At 66.7% G+C, this 21,487-nt stretch carries 22 protein-coding genes; 10 read left to right on the top strand and 12 right to left on the bottom strand.

The features are described from left to right. Positions 1-4 precede the first annotated feature (4 nt). Entirely contained in the window at positions 5-217 is a 213-nt protein-coding gene (locus tag AAHB17_RS00805) for a DUF3820 family protein (RefSeq protein WP_342128506.1), read from the bottom strand. Between the two features lie 19 nt (positions 218-236). Further along, positions 237-1,856: a peptide chain release factor 3 gene (locus AAHB17_RS00800; RefSeq protein ID WP_342128505.1), complete on the bottom strand. Its 1,620-nt coding sequence runs from the start codon at positions 1,854-1,856 to the stop codon at positions 237-239. A 35-nt stretch (positions 1,857-1,891) separates the two neighbouring features. Between AAHB17_RS00800 and AAHB17_RS00795 the strand changes: the two genes are divergently transcribed. Beyond that, positions 1,892-3,151, top strand: a complete 1,260-nt coding sequence (locus AAHB17_RS00795) for an RsmB/NOP family class I SAM-dependent RNA methyltransferase (RefSeq protein ID WP_342128504.1) — start codon at positions 1,892-1,894, stop codon at positions 3,149-3,151. 172 nt (positions 3,152-3,323) lie between these two features. Continuing rightward, a complete protein-coding gene (locus AAHB17_RS00790) occupies positions 3,324-4,535 on the top strand; it encodes a DesA family fatty acid desaturase (protein WP_342128503.1) in 1,212 nt (403 codons plus the stop codon). Between the two features lie 197 nt (positions 4,536-4,732). Here AAHB17_RS00790 and rpmG read toward each other — a convergent pair whose 3' ends face one another. The 3 genes from rpmG to trxB form a co-directional block, all read right to left on the bottom strand. Beyond that, positions 4,733-4,903, bottom strand: a complete 171-nt coding sequence (rpmG, locus tag AAHB17_RS00785; protein WP_342128502.1) for a 50S ribosomal protein L33 — start codon at positions 4,901-4,903, stop codon at positions 4,733-4,735. Between the two features lie 15 nt (positions 4,904-4,918). After that, entirely contained in the window at positions 4,919-5,152 is a 234-nt protein-coding gene (gene rpmB, locus AAHB17_RS00780) for a 50S ribosomal protein L28 (RefSeq protein ID WP_342128501.1), read from the bottom strand. A gap of 190 nt (positions 5,153-5,342) precedes the next feature. Then, the gene (trxB, locus tag AAHB17_RS00775; protein ID WP_342128500.1) at positions 5,343-6,290 is read right to left on the bottom strand and encodes a thioredoxin-disulfide reductase; all 948 of its coding nucleotides are present in this window, start codon (positions 6,288-6,290) and stop codon (positions 5,343-5,345) included. Between the two features lie 124 nt (positions 6,291-6,414). Between trxB and AAHB17_RS00770 the strand changes: the two genes are divergently transcribed. Together AAHB17_RS00770 and lolA are read left to right on the top strand one after the other, a co-directional pair. Then, positions 6,415-8,790, top strand: coding sequence for a DNA translocase FtsK (locus tag AAHB17_RS00770; protein WP_342128499.1), 2,376 nt, complete (start codon positions 6,415-6,417; stop codon positions 8,788-8,790). A gap of 52 nt (positions 8,791-8,842) precedes the next feature. Further along, positions 8,843-9,484, top strand: a complete 642-nt coding sequence (lolA, locus tag AAHB17_RS00765) for an outer membrane lipoprotein chaperone LolA (protein ID WP_342128498.1) — start codon at positions 8,843-8,845, stop codon at positions 9,482-9,484. Positions 9,485-9,496: 12 nt separating this feature from the next. On the opposite strand, the gene AAHB17_RS00760 is transcribed toward lolA, so the two are convergent. Genes AAHB17_RS00760 through AAHB17_RS00740 form a run of 5 tightly spaced genes read right to left on the bottom strand, consistent with a single transcriptional unit; the run spans position 9,497 to position 12,407 of the window. After that, the gene (locus AAHB17_RS00760) at positions 9,497-9,979 is read right to left on the bottom strand and encodes a hypothetical protein (RefSeq protein WP_342128497.1); all 483 of its coding nucleotides are present in this window, start codon (positions 9,977-9,979) and stop codon (positions 9,497-9,499) included. Further along, positions 9,976-10,716, bottom strand: coding sequence for an alanyl-tRNA editing protein (locus tag AAHB17_RS00755; protein ID WP_342128496.1), 741 nt, complete (start codon positions 10,714-10,716; stop codon positions 9,976-9,978). The genes AAHB17_RS00760 and AAHB17_RS00755 overlap by 4 nt, the downstream gene beginning before the upstream one ends. Further along, the gene (locus AAHB17_RS00750) at positions 10,713-11,510 is read right to left on the bottom strand and encodes a glutathione S-transferase family protein (protein ID WP_342128495.1); all 798 of its coding nucleotides are present in this window, start codon (positions 11,508-11,510) and stop codon (positions 10,713-10,715) included. Before AAHB17_RS00750 ends, AAHB17_RS00755 begins: the two co-directional genes overlap by 4 nt. Positions 11,511-11,524: 14 nt before the next feature. Beyond that, the gene (locus tag AAHB17_RS00745) at positions 11,525-11,986 is read right to left on the bottom strand and encodes a PACE efflux transporter (protein WP_342128494.1); all 462 of its coding nucleotides are present in this window, start codon (positions 11,984-11,986) and stop codon (positions 11,525-11,527) included. Between the two features lie 7 nt (positions 11,987-11,993). Further along, positions 11,994-12,407, bottom strand: coding sequence for a DUF488 domain-containing protein (locus tag AAHB17_RS00740; RefSeq protein WP_342128493.1), 414 nt, complete (start codon positions 12,405-12,407; stop codon positions 11,994-11,996). A gap of 123 nt (positions 12,408-12,530) precedes the next feature. Here AAHB17_RS00740 and AAHB17_RS00735 point away from each other — a divergent pair, with 123 nt between their 5' ends. The 6 genes from AAHB17_RS00735 to lysS all read left to right on the top strand — a co-directional run bounded on the left by AAHB17_RS00735 (position 12,531) and on the right by lysS (position 19,368). Further along, on the top strand, positions 12,531-13,829 hold the full coding sequence (locus tag AAHB17_RS00735; RefSeq protein ID WP_342128492.1) for a replication-associated recombination protein A: 1,299 nt from the start codon (positions 12,531-12,533) through the stop codon (positions 13,827-13,829). 261 nt (positions 13,830-14,090) lie between these two features. Beyond that, positions 14,091-15,020 (top strand): branched-chain amino acid ABC transporter permease, encoded by a 930-nt coding sequence (locus AAHB17_RS00730; protein WP_342128491.1) that lies wholly within the window; start codon positions 14,091-14,093, stop codon positions 15,018-15,020. Between the two features lie 22 nt (positions 15,021-15,042). Next, positions 15,043-16,122: a branched-chain amino acid ABC transporter permease gene (locus AAHB17_RS00725; RefSeq protein WP_342128581.1), complete on the top strand. Its 1,080-nt coding sequence runs from the start codon at positions 15,043-15,045 to the stop codon at positions 16,120-16,122. 26 nt (positions 16,123-16,148) lie between these two features. Beyond that, positions 16,149-16,919, top strand: a complete 771-nt coding sequence (locus tag AAHB17_RS00720; protein WP_342128490.1) for an ABC transporter ATP-binding protein — start codon at positions 16,149-16,151, stop codon at positions 16,917-16,919. A gap of 11 nt (positions 16,920-16,930) precedes the next feature. Continuing rightward, complete coding sequence (locus AAHB17_RS00715; RefSeq protein ID WP_446719540.1) at positions 16,931-17,647, top strand: ABC transporter ATP-binding protein; 717 nt, start codon at positions 16,931-16,933, stop codon at positions 17,645-17,647. A gap of 170 nt (positions 17,648-17,817) precedes the next feature. Then, the gene (gene lysS / locus AAHB17_RS00710; RefSeq protein ID WP_342128488.1) at positions 17,818-19,368 is read left to right on the top strand and encodes a lysine--tRNA ligase; all 1,551 of its coding nucleotides are present in this window, start codon (positions 17,818-17,820) and stop codon (positions 19,366-19,368) included. 64 nt (positions 19,369-19,432) lie between these two features. Here the strand turns inward: lysS and rpoH are convergent, their stop codons facing one another. Both rpoH and AAHB17_RS00700 read right to left on the bottom strand, forming a co-directional pair. Further along, on the bottom strand, positions 19,433-20,389 hold the full coding sequence (rpoH, locus tag AAHB17_RS00705; protein ID WP_342128487.1) for an RNA polymerase sigma factor RpoH: 957 nt from the start codon (positions 20,387-20,389) through the stop codon (positions 19,433-19,435). A gap of 107 nt (positions 20,390-20,496) precedes the next feature. Beyond that, positions 20,497-21,480 (bottom strand): 2-hydroxyacid dehydrogenase, encoded by a 984-nt coding sequence (locus AAHB17_RS00700; protein WP_342128486.1) that lies wholly within the window; start codon positions 21,478-21,480, stop codon positions 20,497-20,499. Positions 21,481-21,487 lie beyond the last annotated feature (7 nt).

The following is a 21,487-nucleotide window of genomic DNA, read 5'->3' as shown; positions in this document are numbered from 1 at the left end:
GCTTTCAGCGCTGCCGCAGGGGCGTGAGCAGGTCGCCCAGGCCGTTGTGGTCGATCTCGTGCATCAGCGCCAGCAGGCGACCGATCTCACCGGGCGGGAAGCCCTCGCGGGCGAACCAGTTGAGGTAGTTGCCCGGCAGGTCGGCGATGGCGCGGCCCTTGTGTTTGCCGTAGGGCATCACCACGCTGAAGAGGCGCTCCAGGTCCTCGGGCTGCATGCCGGGGACCGTCACAGGTTCAAACGCCCTTGTGGAACACCAGGCCCGCGTGTTCGCGCATGGCGTGGAACTTGATCTTGGGCCAGTTGGCCTCCACCGCGCGCAGGGTGGCCGCGTGGTCCACCAGCAGGGTGGGCGCGTCCACCGCGTCCAGCGCCACGCGGTGGCTGTTGGCGTCGATGAAGCGCTTGAGTTCCTGCTCGCCGCCGTCCTCGGGCGCGCAGGTCACCCAGCGCGCCACCTGGTAGGGGCTGCCCATGATGCGGGCCTTGACGCCGTATTCATGCTCCAGCCGGTGGGCCACCACCTCGAACTGCAGCTGCCCCACGGCGCCCAGCAGCAGCACCGAGCCAGCCACCGGACGGAAGACCTGGATCGCGCCCTCTTCGCCCAGCTGGGTGAGGCCGGCCTTGAGCTGCTTGGTGCGCAGCGGGTCGGCCACTTCCACGCTGCGGATGATTTCAGGCGCGAAAAACGGCAGGCCGGTGAACTGCAGCGCCTCGCCTTCGGTCAGGGTGTCGCCGAGCTGCAGCACGCCGTGGTTGGGGATGCCGATGATGTCGCCGGCAAAGGCCTCGTCCAGCAGCTCGCGGCGCTGCGACAAGAAGGACACCACGGTGTTGGGCCGCAGCTCCTTGCCGCTGCGCACCACCTTGAGCTTCATGCCACGCTCGAAATGGCCGCTGGCCACGCGCACGAAAGCGATGCGGTCGCGGTGGGCCGGGTCCATGTTGGCCTGGATCTTGAACACCACGCCGCTGAACTTCGGCTCGTCCGGTTGCACCACGCGCTGGATGGCGGGGCGCTCCGACGGCGGCGGCGCCAGGTCGACCAGGGCGTCCAGTACCTCGCGCACGCCGAAGTTGTTGACCGCCGAGCCGAACAGCATGGGCGTCTGCTTGCCGTCGAGGAAGGCGGCCTCGTCAAAGGCGGGCGAGGCACCGGCCACCAGCTCCAGCTCGTCCTTGGCCTGGCTGAACTCCATGCCGAAGCGCTTGAGGCTCTCGGGGTTGTCGAGGCCGGCCAGCACCTCTTCCTCGCCACCACGCTTGTCCTCGCCGGCGGCGAACACACGCATCTGGTCGGTGCGGCGGTCGTACACGCCACGGAAGGTCTTGCCCATGCCCACCGGCCAGGTGAAGGGCACCACGGTCATGCCCAGCTCGCGCTCGATCTCGTCCATCAGATCCAGCGGCTGCTGCACCTCGCGGTCCATCTTGTTGACGAAGGTCAGGATGGGCGTGTTGCGCGCGCGGCAGACCTGCAGCAAGCGCCGCGTCTGGGGCTCCACGCCGTTGCCGGCGTCGATCACCATCAGTGCCGCGTCCACGGCGGTCAGCACGCGGTAGGTGTCCTCGCTGAAGTCCTGGTGGCCCGGGGTGTCCAGCAGGTTGATGACACAGTCGCGGTACTCCATCTGCATCACCGACGAGGCCACCGAAATGCCGCGCTGCTTCTCGATCTCCATCCAGTCCGAGGTGGCATGGCGCGCGGCCTTGCGGGCCTTGACCGAGCCGGCGATGTTGATCGCGCCCGAGAACAGCAGCAGCTTCTCGGTCAGGGTGGTTTTACCGGCGTCGGGGTGGGAAATGATGGCGAAGGTGCGGCGACGCTTCACCTGTTGGGCAATCTCTGACATAACCTTCGATTATCGCCGGTGGGACAATACGGCCCATGCACCCCAAAGCTTTGCTGGACGAATGCGCCAGCCTGATCGAAAAAGTCTTCAAATTCGACCACCCCGCCGACGCGGTGGTGGCCCGCCATTTCCGGGAGAACAAGTCCCTGGGGCCGCGCGAGCGCGCCACCTTGTCCGACACGGTGTTTGCCGTGCTGCGCCAGCGCCTGCGCTTCGAGTGGCTGGCGCGCTCGGGCAGCGGCTCCAAATGGCGGCGCCTGGCCATCCTGGGTTTCCCCGGCGACCGCGACTTCCTGAAAAGCGCGCTCATCGACACCGAGAAAACCTGGCTTGACCACTGCGACGCCGTCAAGGACAGCGACCTGATGGCCCCCCACCGCCACAACCTGCCCGAGTGGCTGGCCACGGCGCTGCAGGCTCAGCTCGGCGGCGAATTCGACGCCCTGGTACGCAGCCTGAACGACGTCGCGCCGCTGGACCTGCGCGTGAACGCCCTCAAGGCCAAACGCCCGGCCGTGCTGGAAGCCCTGGCCAAGGCCGGCATCCAGGCGCGGGCCACGCCGTATTCGCCCATGGGCATACGGGTCGAAGGCAAGCCATCGCTGGCCAAACTGCCCTCCTTCACCCAAGGCGAGGTCGAGGTGCAGGACGAAGGCTCGCAGCTGCTGACCCTGCTGCTGGAGGCCAAACGCGGGGAAATGGTGGTGGACTTCTGCGCTGGCGCGGGCGGCAAGACCCTGGCCATCGGCGCCGCCATGCGCAACAGCGGCCGGCTCTACGCTTTCGACACCTCGGCCCACCGGCTCGACGCCATCAAGCCGCGCCTGGCCCGCAGCGACCTGAGCAACGTGCACCCGGTGGCCATCGCCCACGAGCGCGACGAGCGCATCAAGCGCCTGGCCGGCAAGATCGACCGCGTGCTGGTGGACGCGCCCTGCTCCGGCCTGGGCACGCTGCGCCGCCACCCCGACCTCAAATGGCGCCAGACGCCGGCCACCGTGGCCGAGCTGGTCCAGCTGCAGACCGCCATCCTGGCCAGCGCGGCGCGCCTGCTCAAGCCCGGCGGCCGCCTGGTCTACGCCACCTGCAGCCTGCTGCCCGATGAGAACGAGGCGGTGGCCGCGGCATTTGGCCAGACCCACCCCGAGTTCGTGCCGCTGGACGCCGTGGAATGCCTGACCCGGGCCCAGGTGAACCAACCTGAACAGCTGTGCTCCAACGGTTGTTTGCGCCTGTGGCCCCACCGACACGGCAGCGACGGCTTTTTTGCCGCGGTGTGGGACAAGAAGGCCTGAACCGCTGGATCGGCGCCAAACGGGACGCATTTTTGGCAGATCAAGCCGATTGAGGCCTCAATTCCCCAAATGCTGCACCGCAACACTTGGTGAAAATCGCTGCCCGACCTAAAATCGAGGGCTGTCCGGATTCTGCGAACCGGGCCCCCTGACCCGTTCTCAAAGGAACACGATGACCGTTTTTGATACCGGCCTGGACATGCTGCTGAATTTCTTGTCCAACGGCCTGACCGGAGCCACCTGGTGGCAGGTGATTCTGGTGACCCTGGTGTTCACGCACATCACCATCGCCAGCGTGACGATTTACCTGCACCGCCACTCGGCCCACCGCTCGCTGGACCTGCACCCCATCCCGTCGCATTTCTTCCGCTTCTGGCTCTGGATGACCACCGGCATGGTGACCAAGGAATGGACCGCCATCCACCGCAAGCACCACGCCAAGTGCGAACACGAAGGTGATCCGCACAGCCCGGTGGTGTTCGGCATCAAGAAGGTGTTCTTCGAGGGCAGCGAGCTGTACCGCGCCGAGGCCAAGAACCAGGACACCCTGGAGCGCTACGGCCACAACACCCCCAACGACTGGATCGAGAAACACGTCTACACCGGCCGTTCGCGCCTGGGCGTGAGCCTGATGCTGATCATCGACGTGCTGCTGTTCGGCGTCGCCGGCCTCAGCGTCTGGGCCATCCAGATGGTGTGGATCCCGATCACCGCCGCCGGCATCATCAACGGCATCGGCCACTGGTGGGGTTACCGCAACTTCGAAGCCGCCGACGCCAGCACCAACGTGTCGCCCTGGGGCATCCTGATCGGCGGCGAAGAGCTGCACAACAACCACCACACCTACCCGACCTCGGCCAAGCTGTCGGTCAAGCCCTTCGAATTCGACATCGGCTGGCTGTACATCAGCGTGCTGCAGTCCATGGGCCTGGCCAAGGTCAAGAAGATCGCGCCCCAGTTGGTGCTGGGCGATGTCAAACCGGTGGCCGACGCCAAGACGCTGGAAGCCATCATCGCCAACCGCTACGAAGTGATGGCCCGCTACGCCCGCGAAATGCGTGCTGCCGCCCGCCACGAGCTGGAAACCCTGCAGGCCAAGCGCTTCGACTCATCGGTGCTGGATGCCGCCCGCCGCTGGCTGCACCGCGACGACGACAAGGTGCCGGCCGCCGTCAAGCCCCAGGTTCAACAGACCCTGGCCGCCTCGCCCGTGCTGGCCAAGATGCACGCCATGCGCGAAGAACTGCGCGCCCTGTGGTCCAGCACCACCTCCTCGCGCGACCAGCTGGCCCTGGACCTGCAGGCCTGGTGCAAGCGCGCCGAGGACAGTGGCATCGCCGCCCTGCGTGAGTTCTCCATCAAGCTGCGTTCGGCGCATGCTTGAGCCCACCACCCCGTTGCTTGCTCACTTCGTGTAGCCGCATCCCCCTCAAGGAGCGACACCAGTGGACTGGCCAAGCCAGATCCACGGTGTCACTGGGGTGGGGCACGGTCTCCGGACAAGCGCCCTCTTAAACCGTGCAACAGACAACAAAAAACCCGCTGTGAAAACAGCGGGTTTTTTGTTGGGATCAGGCTCGATTACTTGAGCTTGATTTCCTTGTAGTCCACGTGCTTGCGGGCAACCGGATCAAATTTCTTGATCAGCATCTTGTCCGGGGTGGTCTTCTTGTTCTTGGTGGTGGTGTAGAAGTGACCGGTTCCAGCGGTGGATTCCAGCTTGATCTTCTCGCGAGCGCCTTTGGTAGCCATGGTTCAGGTCCTTCCTTAAGCTTGGCCGTTGGCGCGCATGTCGGCCAGCACAGCGTCGATACCGTTCTTGTCGATCAGGCGCAGGGCAGCACCCGACACGCGCAGGCGAACCCAGCGGTTTTCGCTCTCGACCCAGAAACGGCGGTATTGCAGGTTCGGAAGGAACCGGCGCTTGGTTTTGTTGTTGGCGTGGGAAACGTTGTTCCCGACCATGGGCTTCTTGCCCGTCACTTCGCAGACGCGTGCCATGAAGGACACTCCGATCAATCAAACAGCCCTCGCAGCGGGCCGGCCCCCCATGAACACATGAAGAATGGGCCGACTGGCGATAAGGCTTCACCTCGCCAAGAAAAGGGTGGCGGTAACCCGATTTGCCAAATGGTGTGACGCACCTTCCCAGGCACGCCACTCAGCAAAGCCCGCAATTATAGCTGGAACTTCAGGCTTCGTTCTGTTCGAGGAAGCGCTGGGCGTCCAGCGCGGCCATGCAGCCGGTGCCGGCGCTGGTGATGGCCTGGCGGTAAACGTGGTCCTGCACGTCGCCGGCGGCAAACACGCCGGGCACGCTGGTCATGGTGGCGAAACCCTTCAGGCCGCTCTGGGTGACGATGTAGCCGTTGTCCATGGTCAACTGGCCCTGGAATATCTCGGTGTTGGGCGCGTGGCCAATGGCGATGAAGCAGCCCTGCAGCGCGATGTCCTCGGTGCTGCCGTCCACCGTGCTCTTGATCCGGATGCCGGTGACACCGCTCTTGTCGCCCAGCACCTCGTCCAGCGTCTTGAAGGTCTTGAGTTCGATCTTGCCGGCGGCCACCTTGTCCATCAGCTTGTCCACCAGGATGGGCTCGGCCTTGAACTTGTCGCGGCGGTGCACCAGGTAGACCTTGCTGGCGATGTTGGACAGGTAAAGCGCTTCTTCCACGGCGGTGTTGCCGCCGCCGACCACGCAGCAGACCTGGTCGCGGTAGAAGAAGCCGTCGCAGGTGGCGCAGCCGCTCACACCCTTGCCCATGAAAGCCTCTTCCGACGGCAGGCCCAGGTACTTGGCCGACGCACCGGTGGCGATGATCAGCGAGTCGCAGGTGTAGGTGTCGCTGTCGCCCTTGAGGGTGAAGGGCCGCTTGGCGAAATCGACGGCGTTGATGTGGTCGAACACCACCTCGGTCTTGAAACGCTCGGCGTGCTCCTGAAAACGCTGCATCAGCTCGGGCCCCTGCACGCCCGCCACGTCGGCCGGCCAGTTGTCCACCTCGGTGGTGGTCATGAGCTGTCCACCCTGCGCCATGCCGGTGATCAGCACCGGGTTGAGGTTGGCGCGGGCGGCATAGACGGCGGCGGTGTAGCCGGCGGGGCCGGAGCCGAGGATCAGGACTTTGGCGTGTTTCATGATGAGGAATGTGCAGTGTGCGGTTGAGGGGAGATTGTAAGAACGCGCCAGGCGAAACGGACTGTATGCAAGCCCATGCCCCCATGCCGACTGCGGTAAGCTTGCCGACTGATCGCGGGAGCCTATGACCTATTCCTTGAACACCCTCAATGCCGACCGGCAAAACCCGCCCCCTTCGGGTGTGGCCCGGTTCGCCCAGGAAATCGCGCTGGTGCTGGGCGCGGCGGCCTTGTTGTTCTGGCTGATCGCCCTGCTGAGCCATTCGCTGACCGATCCGGCCTGGTCCACCACCGGCACCCGGGCCGACGCCCGCAACTGGGGCGGCCGCATGGGCGCCCTGCTGGCCGACGGCAGCTACTACCTGCTGGGCTTTTCGGTCTGGTGGTGTGTGGCGGCGGCGGTGCGCGCCTGGCTGGCCGCCCTCGCCCTGTGGCTGCGCGTGGGCCAGGACCACGACGACAGCCGTCCCGGCCTGATGCCCCCGGCCTGGTGGCAGCGGCCACAGGCACAACGCGCCGCCTTCTGGCTGGCCCTGCTGGTGCTGCTGGCCGCCAGCACGGTGCTGGAATGGGCGCGCCTGTACCGCCTCGAACCCCTGCTGCCCGGCCATGCCGGCGGCGTGCTGGGCGCCAGCCTGGGCCCGCTGGCCACGCGCTGGCTGGGCTTCACCGGCAGCACCCTGCTGGCACTGGCGCTGATCGTGCTGGCCTCGGGCTGGGCCTTCCGCTTCGCCTGGGGCCACTGGGCCGAACGCATAGGCGAGCGCCTGGACCAGTGGTTCGACGCCCGGCGCGAGAAACGCGAGGCCACCGAGGACCTGCGCATCGGCGAGCAGGCCGCCAAGGCACGCGAGGAGGTGGTGGAGGAAGCCCGCGTCGAGATCAAGGAACACCCCACGCCGCCGGTGCGCATCATCGAGCCGGTGCTGGTCGAGGTACCCAAGAGCGAACGGGTCATCAAGGAGCGCCAGAAGCCCCTGTTCACCGAGATGCCCGACAGCAAGCTGCCGCAGGTCGACCTGCTGGACGCGCCGCCCGGCCAGCAGAGCACGGTGACACCCGAGACGCTGGAGATGACCAGCCGCCTGATCGAGAAGAAACTCAAGGACTTCGGCGTCGAGGTGCGGGTGGTCGCAGCCGCGCCCGGGCCGGTGATCACCCGCTACGAGATCGAACCCGCCACCGGCGTCAAGGGCTCGCAAGTGGTCAACCTGGCGCGCGATCTGGCGCGCTCGCTGTCGCTGGTGTCCATCCGCGTGATCGAAACCATCCCCGGCAAGAACCTGATGGCGCTGGAACTGCCCAACGCCAAGCGCCAGATGATCAAGCTCAGCGAAATCCTGGGCTCGCAGGTCTACCACGAAGCCAAAAGCCTGCTGACCATGGGCCTGGGCAAGGACATCGGCGGCCAGCCGGTGGTGGCCGATCTTGCCAAGATGCCCCACTGCCTGGTGGCCGGCACCACCGGTTCGGGCAAGTCGGTGGGCATCAACGCCATGATCTTGAGCCTGCTCTACAAGGCCGACGCCAAGGACGTGCGCCTGCTGCTGATCGACCCCAAGATGCTGGAAATGAGCGTCTACGAGGGCATCCCGCACCTGCTGGCCCCGGTGGTCACCGACATGAAGCAGGCCGCGCACGGCCTGAACTGGTGCGTGGGCGAGATGGAGAAGCGCTACAAGCTCATGAGCAAGATGGGCGTGCGCAACCTGGCCGGCTTCAACACCAAGATCGACGAGGCCACGGCGCGCGGCGAACACATCGGCAACCCGTTCAGCCTCACGCCCGAGCAACCCGAGCCGCTGGAACGCCTGCCCTACATCGTGGTGGTGATCGACGAGCTGGCCGACCTGATGATGGTGGTGGGCAAGAAGATCGAGGAGCTGATCGCCCGCCTGGCGCAAAAGGCCCGCGCCGCCGGCATCCACCTGGTGCTGGCCACCCAGCGACCCAGCGTGGACGTGATCACGGGCCTGATCAAGGCCAACATCCCGACCCGCCTGTCCTTCCAGGTCAGCAGCAAGATCGACAGCCGCACCATCCTCGACCAGATGGGCGCCGAGGCCCTGCTGGGCATGGGCGACATGCTCTACATGCCCAGCGGCACCGGTTTCCCGGTGCGGGTGCACGGCGCCTTCGTCAGCGACGATGAGGTGCACCGCGTGGTGGCCTACCTCAAGGAGCAAGGCGGCGAACCCAACTACGTGGACGGCCTGCTCGACGGCGGCGCCACGGAGGGCGAAGGCGGTGACCTCTTCGGCGAAGGCGGCGGCGGCGGCGACAGCGGTGGTGAAAAAGACCCGATGTACGACCAGGCCGTGGCCGTGGTGCTGCAAGACCGCAAGGCCAGCATCTCCTACGTGCAGCGCAAGCTCAAGATCGGCTACAACCGCTCGGCCCGCCTGCTCGAAGACATGGAGAAGGCCGGCCTGGTGAGCGCACTGACCAGCAGCGGCCAGCGCGACATCCTGGTGGCGGCCCGTGGCGGCAACGACGATTGAAACAGGCGGTCACGCCAGGGAACCCATGGCGCCGCCTGGCACTCAGACACACATGCATCTCCTGTTGAAATCTTCCGTGCTCGGCTTGGCCTTGCTGTGTGGCGCCGTCCGTGCCGATGGCCTGCAGGCGCTGGAGCAGTTCCTGCGTGGCACCCAGAGCGGCCAGACCAGCTTCACGCAAACCGTCACATCACCGCTGCGCCAGGGCGAGACCGTGGCGCGCAGCAAGACCTCCAGCGGCAGCTTCGAATTCCTCCGCCCGGACCGTTTCCGCTTTCAGTACACCAAGCCCTTTGAGCAACTGATCGTGGCCGACGGCCAGACGCTGTGGTTGCACGATGTCGACCTCAATCAGGTGGCGGCGCGCAAGCAGGCCGAAGTGCTGGGCAACACGCCGGCCGCGCTGATCGCCTCGGCCCCCGACCTCAAGGCCTTGTCGGCCGTGTTCACCCTGTCCAACGCGCCCGACCGCGACGGCCTGGAATGGGTGTTGGCCACGCCCCGGGGCCGCGACGCGCAGCTGCAGTCGGTGCAGCTGGGCTTCAAGCAGGGTCAGCTCGCGGTGCTGGACATGCTGGACAGCTTCGGCCAGCGTTCGGTGCTGCGTTTTGGCGCCATGGACGTGAATGGCCGCATCGCGGCCGAGCGTTTCCGCTTCACGCCGCCGGCCGGCGTGGACGTGGTCCGGCAATAAGAGCGTGCGCCTTCAGGGCACCGGCTGCGCACATTGGCGGCCCTTGGCCGCCATCTGCAGGCAGCGCGGCAGCGGGTAGCGCCACTCGCCGCGCACGGCGCCGATCATCTCCAGCACCGTTTCGGCCGAACGGACGCTGACGTAGTAGTCGTAGACCTGGCCGTTGACCACCAGGGCGGCCTGCGGCGATCCGCTGCGCCCGCCGCTGGCGCGGTCCAGCGCGTCCTTGAGCGGCCGGACCTCGGACGGCAGTTGCGCCGCAGGCGGCACGGACGCGCGAATCGGTTTGACCACGTAGCTGAAGCGCACACCCTTGAATTCTTCGGCCGCCAACAACTGGGGCAGCTCGGCCGTGCGCCAGGCTTTGCAGGGCGGACAGTCGTCGCCGCCCATCCACACCAGGTGGATGTCGGCTGGGATAGGTTGGGCCGGCTGGGTGTGTGCCACCACGGGGAACACCAGCGCCGCCAGCAGGCACCAGGCGGCGTGCCTCACGCGAACCCCAGTACCACGCGCCGCGTCATGGCGCTTTTCTTTTCGAGCTTGGTCACCACCACGGCGCCGATCTCGGCGGTGTTGGTCACGTGGGTGCCGCCACACGGTTGCAGGTCGATCAGGTCCTGGTCACCGATGCGGATGGTGCGCACCACCCCGCTGCCGCGCGGCGGCGACACGCTCATGCTTTTCACCAGTGCGGGGTTGGCGTCCAGCTCAGCGTCGCTGATGGCACCCACCGCCACCGGGTGGGCGGCGGCCACCAGGGCGGCGATGCCCTGGGTCAGCGCGTCCTTGTCCAGCGGGTCGGTCATGTGGAAGTCCAGCCGCGCGTAATCCGGCGTGATGGAGCAGCCGTCCACCGGCTGCGCGACCAGGTGGCACAGCAGGTGGGTGGTGGTGTGAAAACGCATCAGGCGCAGGCGGCGCGGCCAGTCGATCTGCGCCGTCACCGCCGTGCCCGGCCGCAACCGGGCCAGCAGCGCCTGCTGGCCGGGTGCCGGCACGTGCAAGATGTCGGCCGTGGGCCGGCCTTCGGCGTCCTTGGCCTTGCGGGTGTCGGCCACGGTCAGCACACTGCCGTCGTCCAGCAACAGTTGCCCGGCGTCACCGGCCTGGCCCCCGCCCAGCGGGTAGAACACCGTGCGGTCCAGCACCACGCCGATGTCGCTCACAGCCAGCACCTGGGCGCTGCACCGCTGCAGGTAGCTGTCGGCGCGAAACAGGTCCTGTGTCATGCCAGCAGCCCCAGTTCGGCGTCGGTGGCGTGGTGTTCGTATTTGTTGCGCGGCGGCCAGGGGCGGACGCGCCAGTCGGGCTCGAAGGCGAACGACGAACGTGTGCGCCCGGGCAGCAGGCCGCCGTTGCCCGCGCCGTGGGCGTAGTCGTGGTAGAGCTTGACGATCTCCTCCCGGCTGACCTGCTGGGCAGACGAATGGGCCAGGCAGGCCTCGCGCCAGCGGCGCGCACGCGCGTACGCCGGTTCGTCGGGCAACTCGAAATCCTCGTAGTAATCGAGGAACCAGAAGCGCATGAAGAAGGGCGTGAAAACCACCTCGGCCCAACCGAAGTCCTCGAACAGGTAGGTGCTGTCGGGCGCGTGCTGCCGCAGGAAGTCGTCGAGCCGGGCGTACTGCCGCAGCATGGCTTCGCGCAAGGCCTCGCGCCGCGCCGGGTCCTGGTTCATCACATAGCTGTAGCCCTGGCTGACGAAGTCGCCCTCCAGGCGGCACAACATGCCCTCGACCGCGCGGCGGTAGGGGTCGCGCTGCGCCACGGCGGGCTCGGGGAACAGGTCTTCCAGGTACTGCAGGATGACCAGGCTTTCCTTGAGGATGCGCCCATCGGCGGTCTCAAGCACCGGCAGCGCGGTGGTGCCACGGGTCTTGGCCAGCAGCCACTCGGGGCGGGGCTGGGTGATGTCGATGACCACGAAGCGCACGCGGTCGGGCAAGCCCTTGAGCGCCAGCAGGATCTCCAGGCGCTGGCAGAAGGGGCAGACCGGGATGTGATAGACGGTGATATCGGCCATGGCGGTCAATGGGCTCAATCGGCGCGCGGCGCGGCGGCCGACTCGGGCAGGCCAAACACGCGGTCGAACACCCACGTGAAGACCACGGTGTAGACGAGGAAAAACGCCAGTATGCCCAGGTCCGCCACGAAGGCGTGCCACAAGGAGATATCCAGCCACCAGGCCATCAGGGGCACCAGCCACAGGACCAGCCCGCCTTCAAATCCGATGCCATGGGCCACCCGGCGCGCCAGCGAACGGCCGCGCACGGCCTGGACGGCCTCCCAGCGCTCGAACATGAAGTTGAAGCCGTAGTTCCAAGCCAGGGCCACGGCCGACATGGCCACACTCAGGCCCAGTGCCGAGCCGGGCGAGCGCTGGAACAGCCACATCAGGGCCGGCGTGACAAGCAACACCGCCAGGGTTTCGTACAACACGGCCTGCACGACGCGGCGGGCGCGGGGCGTCAAGCGCCGGGGCAACACGGTATCGGTCACGCTGGCATCACTCCCCGTCCTGCCCGGGCGCGGGCGGCGCCAGCACGGCGCCCTTGTCCTGCAACAACACCCGCAGGACCGAGCGGTGGCAGCGGGCCTCGTCCTCGCAATAACAGCCCACCGACAGATTCGCCTGCCGCGACAGCGTGGCCAGCAACTGCAACGCGTGGCTGTGCTCGGGCGCGGCCATCTCGGCCCGGTAGCGCCGTGCGAAGGCGGCCCACTGGGCGGGCGTCTGCGCCGCCTGCCCCAGCTTCATGGTCTCGGCGCTGGGCGCGAGGTTGGGGAACCAGACATCGAACCAGTCCTGCGACGCGTAGGCCGCCTTGGGCACACCACGCGGCGGGCGCCGCACCGTGCCGATGCGGGTCCCCTCATCGGGCGCCCGGGGGCTGCCCAGCCTGACCACACGCAACACCATCCTCATCTCCGGTTTGCGCCACGCACCACCGCGCGGCCATCCCACATCCTAAGCCACCGCCCCGAATGCCCCTGTGGGCTGCGCCACAATGGTGCCTGCCCACACCCAACGCCCCTGACACGCATGCCGCCACACGCTCACGCCCCCCTGCCCGAACGCCTGCGCCCCCGCACGCTGGGGGAGGTGGTGGGCCAGCAGCACCTGCTGGGCGAGGGCATGCCGCTGCGCATCGCCTTCGAGTCGGGTCAGCCTCACAGCTGCATCCTCTGGGGGCCGCCGGGGGTGGGCAAGACCACCATCGCCCGCCTGATGGCCGATGCCTTCGACGCCCGGTTCATCGCCATCAGCGCCGTGCTGGGGGGCGTGAAGGACATCCGCGAAGCCGTCGAGCAGGCCCTGTTGGCGCGTGACGGCCTGGAGCAGCGCCGCACCATCGTGTTCGTGGACGAGGTGCACCGCTTCAACAAGAGCCAGCAGGACGCCTTTCTGCCGCATGTGGAAAGCGGGCTGTTCACCTTCATCGGCGCCACCACCGAAAACCCCTCCTTCGAGGTCAACAGCGCCCTGCTCTCGCGCGCCGCCGTCTACGTGCTGCAGCCGCTGACCGAGGACGACCTGCGCCAGATCGTGACCCAGGCACGCGCCATCGACGCCGTGCCGCCCCTGCAGGCCGAGGCCGAGCAGCGCCTGCTGGCCTACGCGGATGGTGATGCGCGCCGCCTGCTGGGCACGCTGGAGACGTTGGCGGTGGCGGCACGCGTGCAACGCCAACCCGAGATCACCGACGACTGGCTGCTCAAGGTGCTGGGCGAACGCCTGCGCCGCTACGACAAGGGTGGCGACCAGTTCTACGACACCATCTCCGCCCTGCACAAAAGCGTGCGCGGCTCCGACCCCGACGCCGCCCTCTACTGGCTGGTGCGCATGCTCGACGGGGGCGCCGATCCGCGCTACATGGCCCGGCGCCTGGTGCGCATGGCGGCCGAGGACATCGGCCTGGCCGATCCGCGCGCCCTGCGGATGAGCCTGGACGCGGCCGAGGTCTACGAGCGCCTGGGCAGCCCCGAGGGCGAACTGGCCCTGGCCGAATGTGTGGTCTACCTGGCCGTGGCGCCCAAGTCCAACGCGGTCTACAAGGCCTACAACGAGGCCAAGGCCCTCGTCAAGAAGGACGGCAGCCGGCCGGTGCCCATGCACCTGCGCAATGCGCCCACCCAACTGATGAAGGACCTGAACCACGGCCAGGGCTACCGCTACGCCCACGACGAGGCCGATGGCTTTGCCGCTGGCGAGACCTACCTGCCCGAGGGCATGGCGCCGCCGGGCTTCTACCGGCCGGTCGAACGCGGGCTGGAGATACGGATCGCCGAAAAACTGCGCCAGTTGGCCGAGCGCAACGCGCAGGCCCGGGGTGGAGGCTGAGCTCCAGTATTCAAAAAACTAATGATCGACGCAATTTGCATCAGGACCTAGGTGAAAACCTCCAAAATTACGGGTTAACCCGGACTTCTAGGGGCATACACGCATAGGGCGACCGGTAACAGATCACTACAATCCCGCCCACTCTCACCCGCAGCGGTACCGGGCGCCCAAAGCCCCGAAGCCGGCTGGCGGGTTTTTTGCTACCTCACCAGGCTTGGGGTCACGAACCCCATGTTTTCTGTCCACACCGGAGAAACCTGAATGGAAACCTTGCTGCAGCAGATCATCAATGGTCTGGTTCTCGGCAGTATGTACGCGCTGGTGGCCCTGGGCTACACCATGGTGTACGGCATCATCGGCCTCATCAACTTTGCCCACGGCGATGTGCTGATGGTGGGCGCACTCACCAGCTGGACCATCATCGTCGGCATGCGCGAGTCCATGCCCGGCGCGCCCGGCTGGCTGATCCTGCTGCTGGCGCTGCTGATCGCCATGGTCGTGTGCGCGCTGCTCAACTACACCATCGAAAAGCTGGCCTACCGGCCGCTGCGCAACTCGCCACGGCTGGCACCGCTGATCACCGCGATGGGCATGTCCATCCTGCTGCAGACACTGGCCATGATCATCTGGAAGCCCAACCCCAAGTCCTACCCGTCCATGCTGCCGACCGAGCCCCTGCACCTGGGCGGTGCGGTGATCTCGGTCACGCAGGTCTTCATCCTGGGCACCACCGCCGTGGTGCTGGCCGGCCTGATGTACATGGTCAACAAGACCAACCTGGGCCGCGCCATGCGGGCCACCGCCGAAAACCCGCGCGTGGCGGGCCTGATGGGCATCAAGCCCGACATGGTGATCTCGGCCACCTTCATCATCGGCGCCATGCTGGCCGCCATCGCCGGCGTCATGTGGGCCGCCAATTACGGCACCGTGCAACACTCCATGGGCTTCATGCCTGGTCTCAAGGCCTTCGTGGCGGCGGTCTTCGGCGGCATCGGCAACCTGGCCGGCGCGGTGGTCGGCGGCATCTCGCTGGGCCTGATCGAATCGCTGGGCGCCGGCTACCTGGGCCAGCTCACGGGCGGTTTCCTGGGCAGCCAGTACACCGACATCTTCGCCTTCATCGTGCTGGCCGTCGTCCTCACCCTGCGCCCCTCGGGCCTGCTGGGCGAACGTGTGGCCGACCGCGCCTGAACCAGAAGGAAATCACATCATGATGAATTCGAAACAAGGCAAGCTCTTCACCTTCCTGATCGCGGCCGTGGCCCTGCTGGTGCTGCCGCTGTTCCTGCAGACCTTCGGCAACGCCTGGGTGCGCATCATCGACATGGCGCTGCTGTTCGTGCTGCTGGCGCTGGGCCTGAACATCGTGGTCGGTTACGCCGGCCTGCTCGACCTGGGCTACGTCGCCTTCTTCGCGGTCGGCGCCTACATCATGGGTCTGCTGGGCTCGCCCCACCTGGCCGATGCCTTCCCGGCCATCAAGACCGCCTTCCCCAACGGCCTGCACTACAACATCTGGCTGCTGATGATCTTCGCGGCGGTGGTGGCCGGCGTGGTCGGCGTCATCCTGGGGGCACCCACCCTCAAGCTGCGCGGCGACTACCTGGCCATCGTGACACTGGGCTTCGGTGAAATCATCCGCATCTTCATGCTCAACATGGACCGCCCGGTGAACATCACCAACGGACCCAAGGGCCTGAGCCAGATCGACTCCATCTCCATCTTCGGCGTCAACCTGGGCAAACGCCTGGTGATCGGCGACTTCACCATCCAGCCGGTCACGCTCTACTACTACCTGTTCCTGTTCCTGGTCGTGCTGTCGGTCATCATCTGCTACCGCTTGGAGCGCTCGCGCATCGGGCGCGCCTGGATGGCCGTGCGCGAAGACGAGATCGCCGCCAAGGCCATGGGCCTGAACACCCGCAACCTCAAGCTGCTGGCCTTCGGCATGGGCGCCTCCTTCGGCGGCCTCTCGGGCGTGCTGTTCGCGTCCTTCCAGGGCTTTGTGTCGCCCGAGTCCTTCTCGCTGATGGAGTCGGTCATGATCGTCGCCATGGTGGTGCTGGGCGGAATCGGCCACATCCCCGGCGTGATCCTGGGCGCGCTGCTGCTGGCCGGCCTGCCCGAGGTGCTGCGCCACGTGGCCACGCCGCTGCAGGCCCTGACCGACGGCCGCCTGGCCCCCGAAATCCTGCGCCAGCTGCTGGTGGCCCTGGCCATGATCATCATCATGCTGCTGCGTCCACGGGGCCTGTGGCCCGCACCGGAACACGGCAAATCGCTCAGCAAATAAGACGTGCAACAGAACAAGGCACAAGCATGACAGACACCATTCTGAAAGTGGCCGGCGTCTCCAAGCGTTTCGGCGGCCTGCAGGCCCTGAGCGACGTCGGCATCGAGATCCAGCGCGGCCAGGTCTACGGCCTGATCGGCCCCAACGGCGCCGGCAAGACCACCTTCTTCAACGTGCTGACGGGGCTGTACACGCCCGACAGCGGCACCTTCGAGCTGGCCGGCAAGCCCTACACCCCCAGCGCGGTGCACGAGGTCGCGAAAGCGGGCATCGCCCGCACCTTCCAGAACATCCGCCTGTTCGCCGAGATGACGGCGCTGGAAAACGTGATGGTCGGCCGCCACGTGCGCACCCACTCGGGCCTGATCGGCGCCGTGCTGCGCACCCCCGGCTTCAAGGCCGAGGAAAAAGCGATTGCCGACCGTGCCATGGAGCTGCTGGAGTACGTGGGCATCGCCAAATACGCCGACTACAAGGCCCGCACCCTGAGCTACGGCGACCAGCGCCGCCTGGAAATCGCCCGCGCCCTGGCGACCGACCCGCAGCTGATTGCGCTGGACGAACCTGCCGCCGGCATGAACGCCACCGAAAAGGTGCTGCTGCGCGAGCTGATCGACCGCATCCGCAACGACAAACGCACCATCCTGCTGATCGAACACGACGTCAAGCTGGTGATGGGCCTGTGCGACCGCCTGACCGTGCTCGACTACGGCAAACAACTGGCCAGCGGCACCCCGGCCGAAGTGCAGAAGAACCCCAAAGTCATTGAAGCCTACCTGGGCACCGGCGGACATTGAGCGAGAAGAACATGGCACAAACCCTACTCAAAGTCAGCGGCCTGAAGGTCGCGTACGGCGGCATCAAGGCCGTCAAGGGCGTCGACCTGGAAGTGCGCGAGAAAGAACTCGTGACCCTGATCGGCTCCAACGGCGCCGGCAAAACCACCACCATGAAGGCGGTCACCGGCACCCTGGCCATGGAAGGTGGCGACATCGAATACCTGGGCAAGAGCATCAAGGGCAAGGGCTCCTGGGACCTGGTGCGCGAAGGCCTGGTCATGGTGCCCGAAGGCCGCGGTGTGTTCACCCGCATGACCATCACTGAAAACCTGCAGATGGGCGCCTACATCCGCTCCGACAAGGCCGGCATCGCCGCCGACATCGAGCGCATGTTCACCATCTTCCCGCGCCTGCGCGAGCGCAAGGACCAGCTGGCCGGCACCATGTCGGGCGGCGAACAGCAGATGCTGGCCATGGGCCGCGCGCTGATGAGCCAGCCCAAGGTGCTGCTGCTCGACGAGCCCTCCATGGGCCTGTCGCCCATCATGGTCGACAAGATCTTCGAGGTCGTGCGCGACGTCGCTGCCCAGGGGGTGACCATCCTGCTGGTGGAGCAGAACGCCCGCCGCGCCCTGCAGATCGCCGACCGCGGCTACGTCATGGACTCGGGCGAGATCACCATGAACGGCATCGGCAAGGACATGCTGGACGACCCCAAGGTGAGAGCCGCGTACCTTGGTGAATGACATAGCGCCCCCACGCTCCGCCGCTGCGCGGGTCGCTGCCCCCCAGGGGGGGCCGGCCTTGCTTGGGGCGGCCCGGCGCGGCGGCCAACTGCACGTCGAATAGGTTTGCAGCAAAAAACTAGAATAGAGGGTTGCGCACAGCGGTGCGCAGCCCTTTTTTCATTGCCAACATGAACACCCCTGCCGCTCACTCCCACACCGCCGTCGCCGAAGACAACCAGTTGATCGCCGAGCGTCGCGAGAAACTCAAGGCGCTGCGCGAGCAGCAGCAGGCCGGCGGCGCGCCCGCCTTCCCCAACGACTTCAAGCCGGCCGACCGGGCGCAGGACCTGTTCGAGCGCTATGACGCCATGGGCAAGGAAGAACTGGAGCCACTCAAGGTGCGCGCCAGCGTGGCCGGGCGCATGATGCTCAAGCGGGTGATGGGCAAGGCCAGCTTCGCCACCCTGCAGGACGCCTCCTTCGGCCCCTCGGCCGGCCGCATCCAGATCTACCTGGGCAACGACAGCGTGGGCGAGGAAGCCCACGCCGCCTTCAAGCACTGGGACCTGGGCGACATCGTGGCCGCCGAGGGCACGGTCTTCAAGACCCGCACCGGGGAACTGACCATCCAGGCCGACAGCGTGCGCCTGCTCACCAAGAGCCTGCGCCCCATGCCCGACAAGTTCCACGGCGTGCACGACCAGGAGGTCAAGTACCGCCAGCGCTACGTCGACCTGATGACCGACGAGACCACCCGCAAGCGCTTCATGGCGCGCAGCCAGGGTGTCACCCACCTGCGCGAGTTCATGGTCCAGCACGGCTTCCTGGAGGTGGAAACGCCCATGCTGCACCCCATTCCCGGCGGTGCCAACGCCAAGCCCTTCGAGACCCACCACAACGCGCTGGACCAGCAGATGTTCCTGCGCATCGCGCCCGAGCTCTACCTCAAGCGCCTGATCGTGGGCGGCTTCGAGCGCGTGTTCGAGATCAACCGAAACTTCCGCAACGAAGGCATCTCGGTGCGCCACAACCCCGAGTTCACCATGATGGAGTTCTACGCGGCCTACTGGAACTACCGCGACCTGATGGACTACACCGAGGCGCTGATCCGCGACGTGGCCCAGCGCACCTGCGGCACCCAGCAGCTGAGCTACCAGGGCCAGCCGGTGGACCTGACCCAGCCCTTCGCCCGCCTGACCATACGCGAAGCCATCCTCAAGCACACCGAAGCGGGCGACCACGTGGACAGCCGCAGCTGGCTGATCAACGAGCTGCGCAAGCTGGGGAAAAACGAGGAAAAGGACAAGCTGTCCACCCGCAGCCTGGCCAGCCTGCAGGTGATGTACTTCGAGGAGACGGTGGAGGAAAAACTCTGGCAGCCGACCTTCATCATGGAACACCCGACGGAAATTTCGCCGCTGGCCCGCGCCAACGACGACCGCCCCGAGGTGACCGAACGCTTCGAGCTCTACATCACCGGCCGCGAGTTCGGCAACGGCTTCTCGGAGCTCAACGACGCCGAGGACCAGGCCGCCCGCTTCCAGGCCCAGGTGACGGCCAAGGACGGCGGCGATGACGAGGCCATGTTCTACGACGCCGACTACATCCGCGCGCTGGAACACGGCATGCCGCCCGCCGGCGGTTGTGGCATCGGCATCGACCGACTGATGATGCTGCTGACCGACAGCGCCAGCATCCGCGACATCATCCTGTTCCCGGCACTGCGCCGCGAGGGCTGAGGCCTGCGCGCCCAGCAAAAAGGCCACGCGGTGCGTGGCCTTTTTCATGGAACGGCAACCCGCTTCAGGCGTATTCGGCCAGCGCTGCGCGCATCTTCTTCATGGCCGCCACCTCGATCTGGCGCACCCGCTCGGCGCTGACGCCGTACTCGGCCGCCAGTTCGTGCAGCGTCATGCCGCCCGACCCGTCGTCGTTGACCTTGAGCCAGCGTTCCGCCACGATGCGGCGCGAACGGTCGTCCAGCTGCGACATCGCGTGGGCGATGCCGTCCGTGGCCAGGCGGTCGCGGTGCTGGTTTTCCAGCACGGCGGTGGGCTCGTGGGTGGCGTCCGACAGGTAGGCGATGGGGCCGTAGGCTTCCTCGCCGTCGTCGTTGGGCGTGGGGTCCAGCACCACGTCACCGCCCGACAACCGACGTTCCATTTCCATCACTTCTTCGCGCTTGACGTTCAGCTCACGCGCCACCACACCGATTTCGCTCTCGTTGAGCGTTTCGCGGTGGGTGGCCAGGTCGGCCTCGGCGGCGTCGGTCTTGAAGCCCTGCTTCATGGAGCGCAGGTTGAAGAACAGCTTGCGCTGCGCCTTGGTGGTGGCCACCTTGACCATGCGCCAGTTCTTCAGGATGTATTCGTGGATCTCGGCCTTGATCCAGTGCAGCGCGTAGCTGACCAAGCGCACGCCCTGTTCGGGATCGAAGCGCTTGACGGCCTTCATCAGGCCCACGTTGCCCTCCTGGATCAGGTCGCCATGGGGCAGGCCGTAGCCCAGGTACTGGCGCGACACCGACACCACCAGGCGCAGGTGCGACATCACCAGCTTGCCAGCGGCTTCCAGGTTGTTCTCGTCCTTGAGCTGGCGGGCGTAGGTCTGCTCCTCTTGCAGCGTGAGCATGGGCAGGCGGTTGACGGCCGAAATGTAGGCGTCCAGGTTGCCCAGGGGCGGCAACACCAGGGCAGTGGCCCAGGGCTTGCTCAGCGCGACGGCGTTGGTGTTCAGGCTCGGATTGGCAGAAACGGTCATTTCCACACCTTTCTATGGCATGTCCTCTTGGGACAGTTCAAATATTAGCACTCCCTGAGAGCGAGTGCTAAGGGAAAGGTTCCCAAAAACGTCCGCCACAAAGGGTTTTACGGGGCCAGCGCCTGCGGGTTGACCGGCGTCAGGGCCTGGCCCCGGGTGAGATAGCTGACCAGGTTGTCGGCCGCCAGGCGCGCCATGGCCAGCCGGGTGGCCACGGTGGCGCTGGCGATGTGGGGGGTCAGCACCACGTTGGGCACGGTCAGCAGATCGGGGTGGACGGTGGGTTCGCCTTCGAACACGTCCAGGCCGGCGGCGGCAATGCGGCGTTCGCGCAGGGCCACGGCCAGGGCGGCGTCGTCCACGATGCCGCCGCGGGCGATGTTGATCAGCGTGGCCGTGGGCTTCATCTGCGCGATCTCGGCCGCACCGATGGCGTGGTGCGAGCTGGCGCTGTAGGGCAGCACCAGCACCAGGTGGTCGGCCTGGGCGAGCAGCTCGGCCTTGTCGACGTAGCGTGCCCCACAGCCGGCCTCCAGCTCGGGGGAGAGGCGCGAGCGGTTGTGGTAGATCACCTTCATGCCAAAACCATGGGCGCCGCGCCGGGCGATGCCCTGGCCGATGCGGCCCATGCCCAGGATGCCCAGCGTGCTGCCGTGGACCTCGGCGCCGGCAAACATGTCGTAGCGCCACTGTGTCCACAGGCCGGCACGCAGGAAATGTTCGCTTTCGGTGACGCGCCGGGCGGTGGCCATGAGCAGCGCGAAACCGAAGTCGGCCGTGGTCTCGGTCAACACATCGGGGGTGTTGGTGCCCAGGACCCGCCGGGCGCTCATGGCCGGGACGTCGAAGTTGTTGAAGCCGACCGCCATGTTGGCCACGATGCGCAGCTGCGGGCAGGCGTCGAGCAGGGCCGCGTCGATGCGTTCACTGCCCGTGGTCAGGGCGCCGACCTTGCCCTGCAGGCGCGCGATCAGCTCGGCCGGCGGCAGGCCGTTGTCGCCCGCGTGGTGGTCGACCTCGAAGTGCTGTCGCAGCAGCTCGATCACTTGCGGAAAGACGGGGCGGGCTACCAGGATGGCGGGTCGGGTCATGTCAGAG

Source organism: Hydrogenophaga sp. OTU3427, from assembly GCF_038440225.1.
Taxonomy (GTDB): Bacteria; Pseudomonadota; Gammaproteobacteria; order Burkholderiales; family Burkholderiaceae_C; genus Hydrogenophaga.
The sequence above is the reverse complement of the archived record's forward strand: the minus strand, read 5'-3'. Positions and strand labels throughout refer to the sequence as shown.

Excerpts from the sequence above, each read along its gene's own strand:
- AAHB17_RS00805 (WP_342128506.1), bottom strand. The coding sequence starts at position 217 with ATGCAGCCCGAGGACCTGGAGCGCCTCTTCAGCGTGGTGATGCCCTAC.
- AAHB17_RS00800 (WP_342128505.1), bottom strand. The coding sequence starts at position 1,856 with ATGTCAGAGATTGCCCAACAGGTGAAGCGTCGCCGCACCTTCGCCATC.
- AAHB17_RS00795 (WP_342128504.1), top strand. The coding sequence starts at position 1,892 with ATGCACCCCAAAGCTTTGCTGGACGAATGCGCCAGCCTGATCGAAAAA.
- AAHB17_RS00790 (WP_342128503.1), top strand. The coding sequence starts at position 3,324 with ATGACCGTTTTTGATACCGGCCTGGACATGCTGCTGAATTTCTTGTCC.
- rpmG (WP_342128502.1), bottom strand. The coding sequence starts at position 4,903 with ATGGCTACCAAAGGCGCTCGCGAGAAGATCAAGCTGGAATCCACCGCT.
- rpmB (WP_342128501.1), bottom strand. The coding sequence starts at position 5,152 with ATGGCACGCGTCTGCGAAGTGACGGGCAAGAAGCCCATGGTCGGGAAC.
- trxB (WP_342128500.1), bottom strand. The coding sequence starts at position 6,290 with ATGAAACACGCCAAAGTCCTGATCCTCGGCTCCGGCCCCGCCGGCTAC.
- AAHB17_RS00770 (WP_342128499.1), top strand. The coding sequence starts at position 6,415 with ATGACCTATTCCTTGAACACCCTCAATGCCGACCGGCAAAACCCGCCC.
- lolA (WP_342128498.1), top strand. The coding sequence starts at position 8,843 with ATGCATCTCCTGTTGAAATCTTCCGTGCTCGGCTTGGCCTTGCTGTGT.
- AAHB17_RS00755 (WP_342128496.1), bottom strand. The coding sequence starts at position 10,716 with ATGACACAGGACCTGTTTCGCGCCGACAGCTACCTGCAGCGGTGCAGC.
- AAHB17_RS00750 (WP_342128495.1), bottom strand. The coding sequence starts at position 11,510 with ATGGCCGATATCACCGTCTATCACATCCCGGTCTGCCCCTTCTGCCAG.
- AAHB17_RS00740 (WP_342128493.1), bottom strand. The coding sequence starts at position 12,407 with ATGGTGTTGCGTGTGGTCAGGCTGGGCAGCCCCCGGGCGCCCGATGAG.
- AAHB17_RS00735 (WP_342128492.1), top strand. The coding sequence starts at position 12,531 with ATGCCGCCACACGCTCACGCCCCCCTGCCCGAACGCCTGCGCCCCCGC.
- AAHB17_RS00730 (WP_342128491.1), top strand. The coding sequence starts at position 14,091 with ATGGAAACCTTGCTGCAGCAGATCATCAATGGTCTGGTTCTCGGCAGT.
- AAHB17_RS00725 (WP_342128581.1), top strand. The coding sequence starts at position 15,043 with ATGAATTCGAAACAAGGCAAGCTCTTCACCTTCCTGATCGCGGCCGTG.
- AAHB17_RS00720 (WP_342128490.1), top strand. The coding sequence starts at position 16,149 with ATGACAGACACCATTCTGAAAGTGGCCGGCGTCTCCAAGCGTTTCGGC.
- AAHB17_RS00715 (WP_446719540.1), top strand. The coding sequence starts at position 16,931 with ATGGCACAAACCCTACTCAAAGTCAGCGGCCTGAAGGTCGCGTACGGC.
- lysS (WP_342128488.1), top strand. The coding sequence starts at position 17,818 with ATGAACACCCCTGCCGCTCACTCCCACACCGCCGTCGCCGAAGACAAC.
- rpoH (WP_342128487.1), bottom strand. The coding sequence starts at position 20,389 with ATGACCGTTTCTGCCAATCCGAGCCTGAACACCAACGCCGTCGCGCTG.
- AAHB17_RS00700 (WP_342128486.1), bottom strand. The coding sequence starts at position 21,480 with ATGACCCGACCCGCCATCCTGGTAGCCCGCCCCGTCTTTCCGCAAGTG.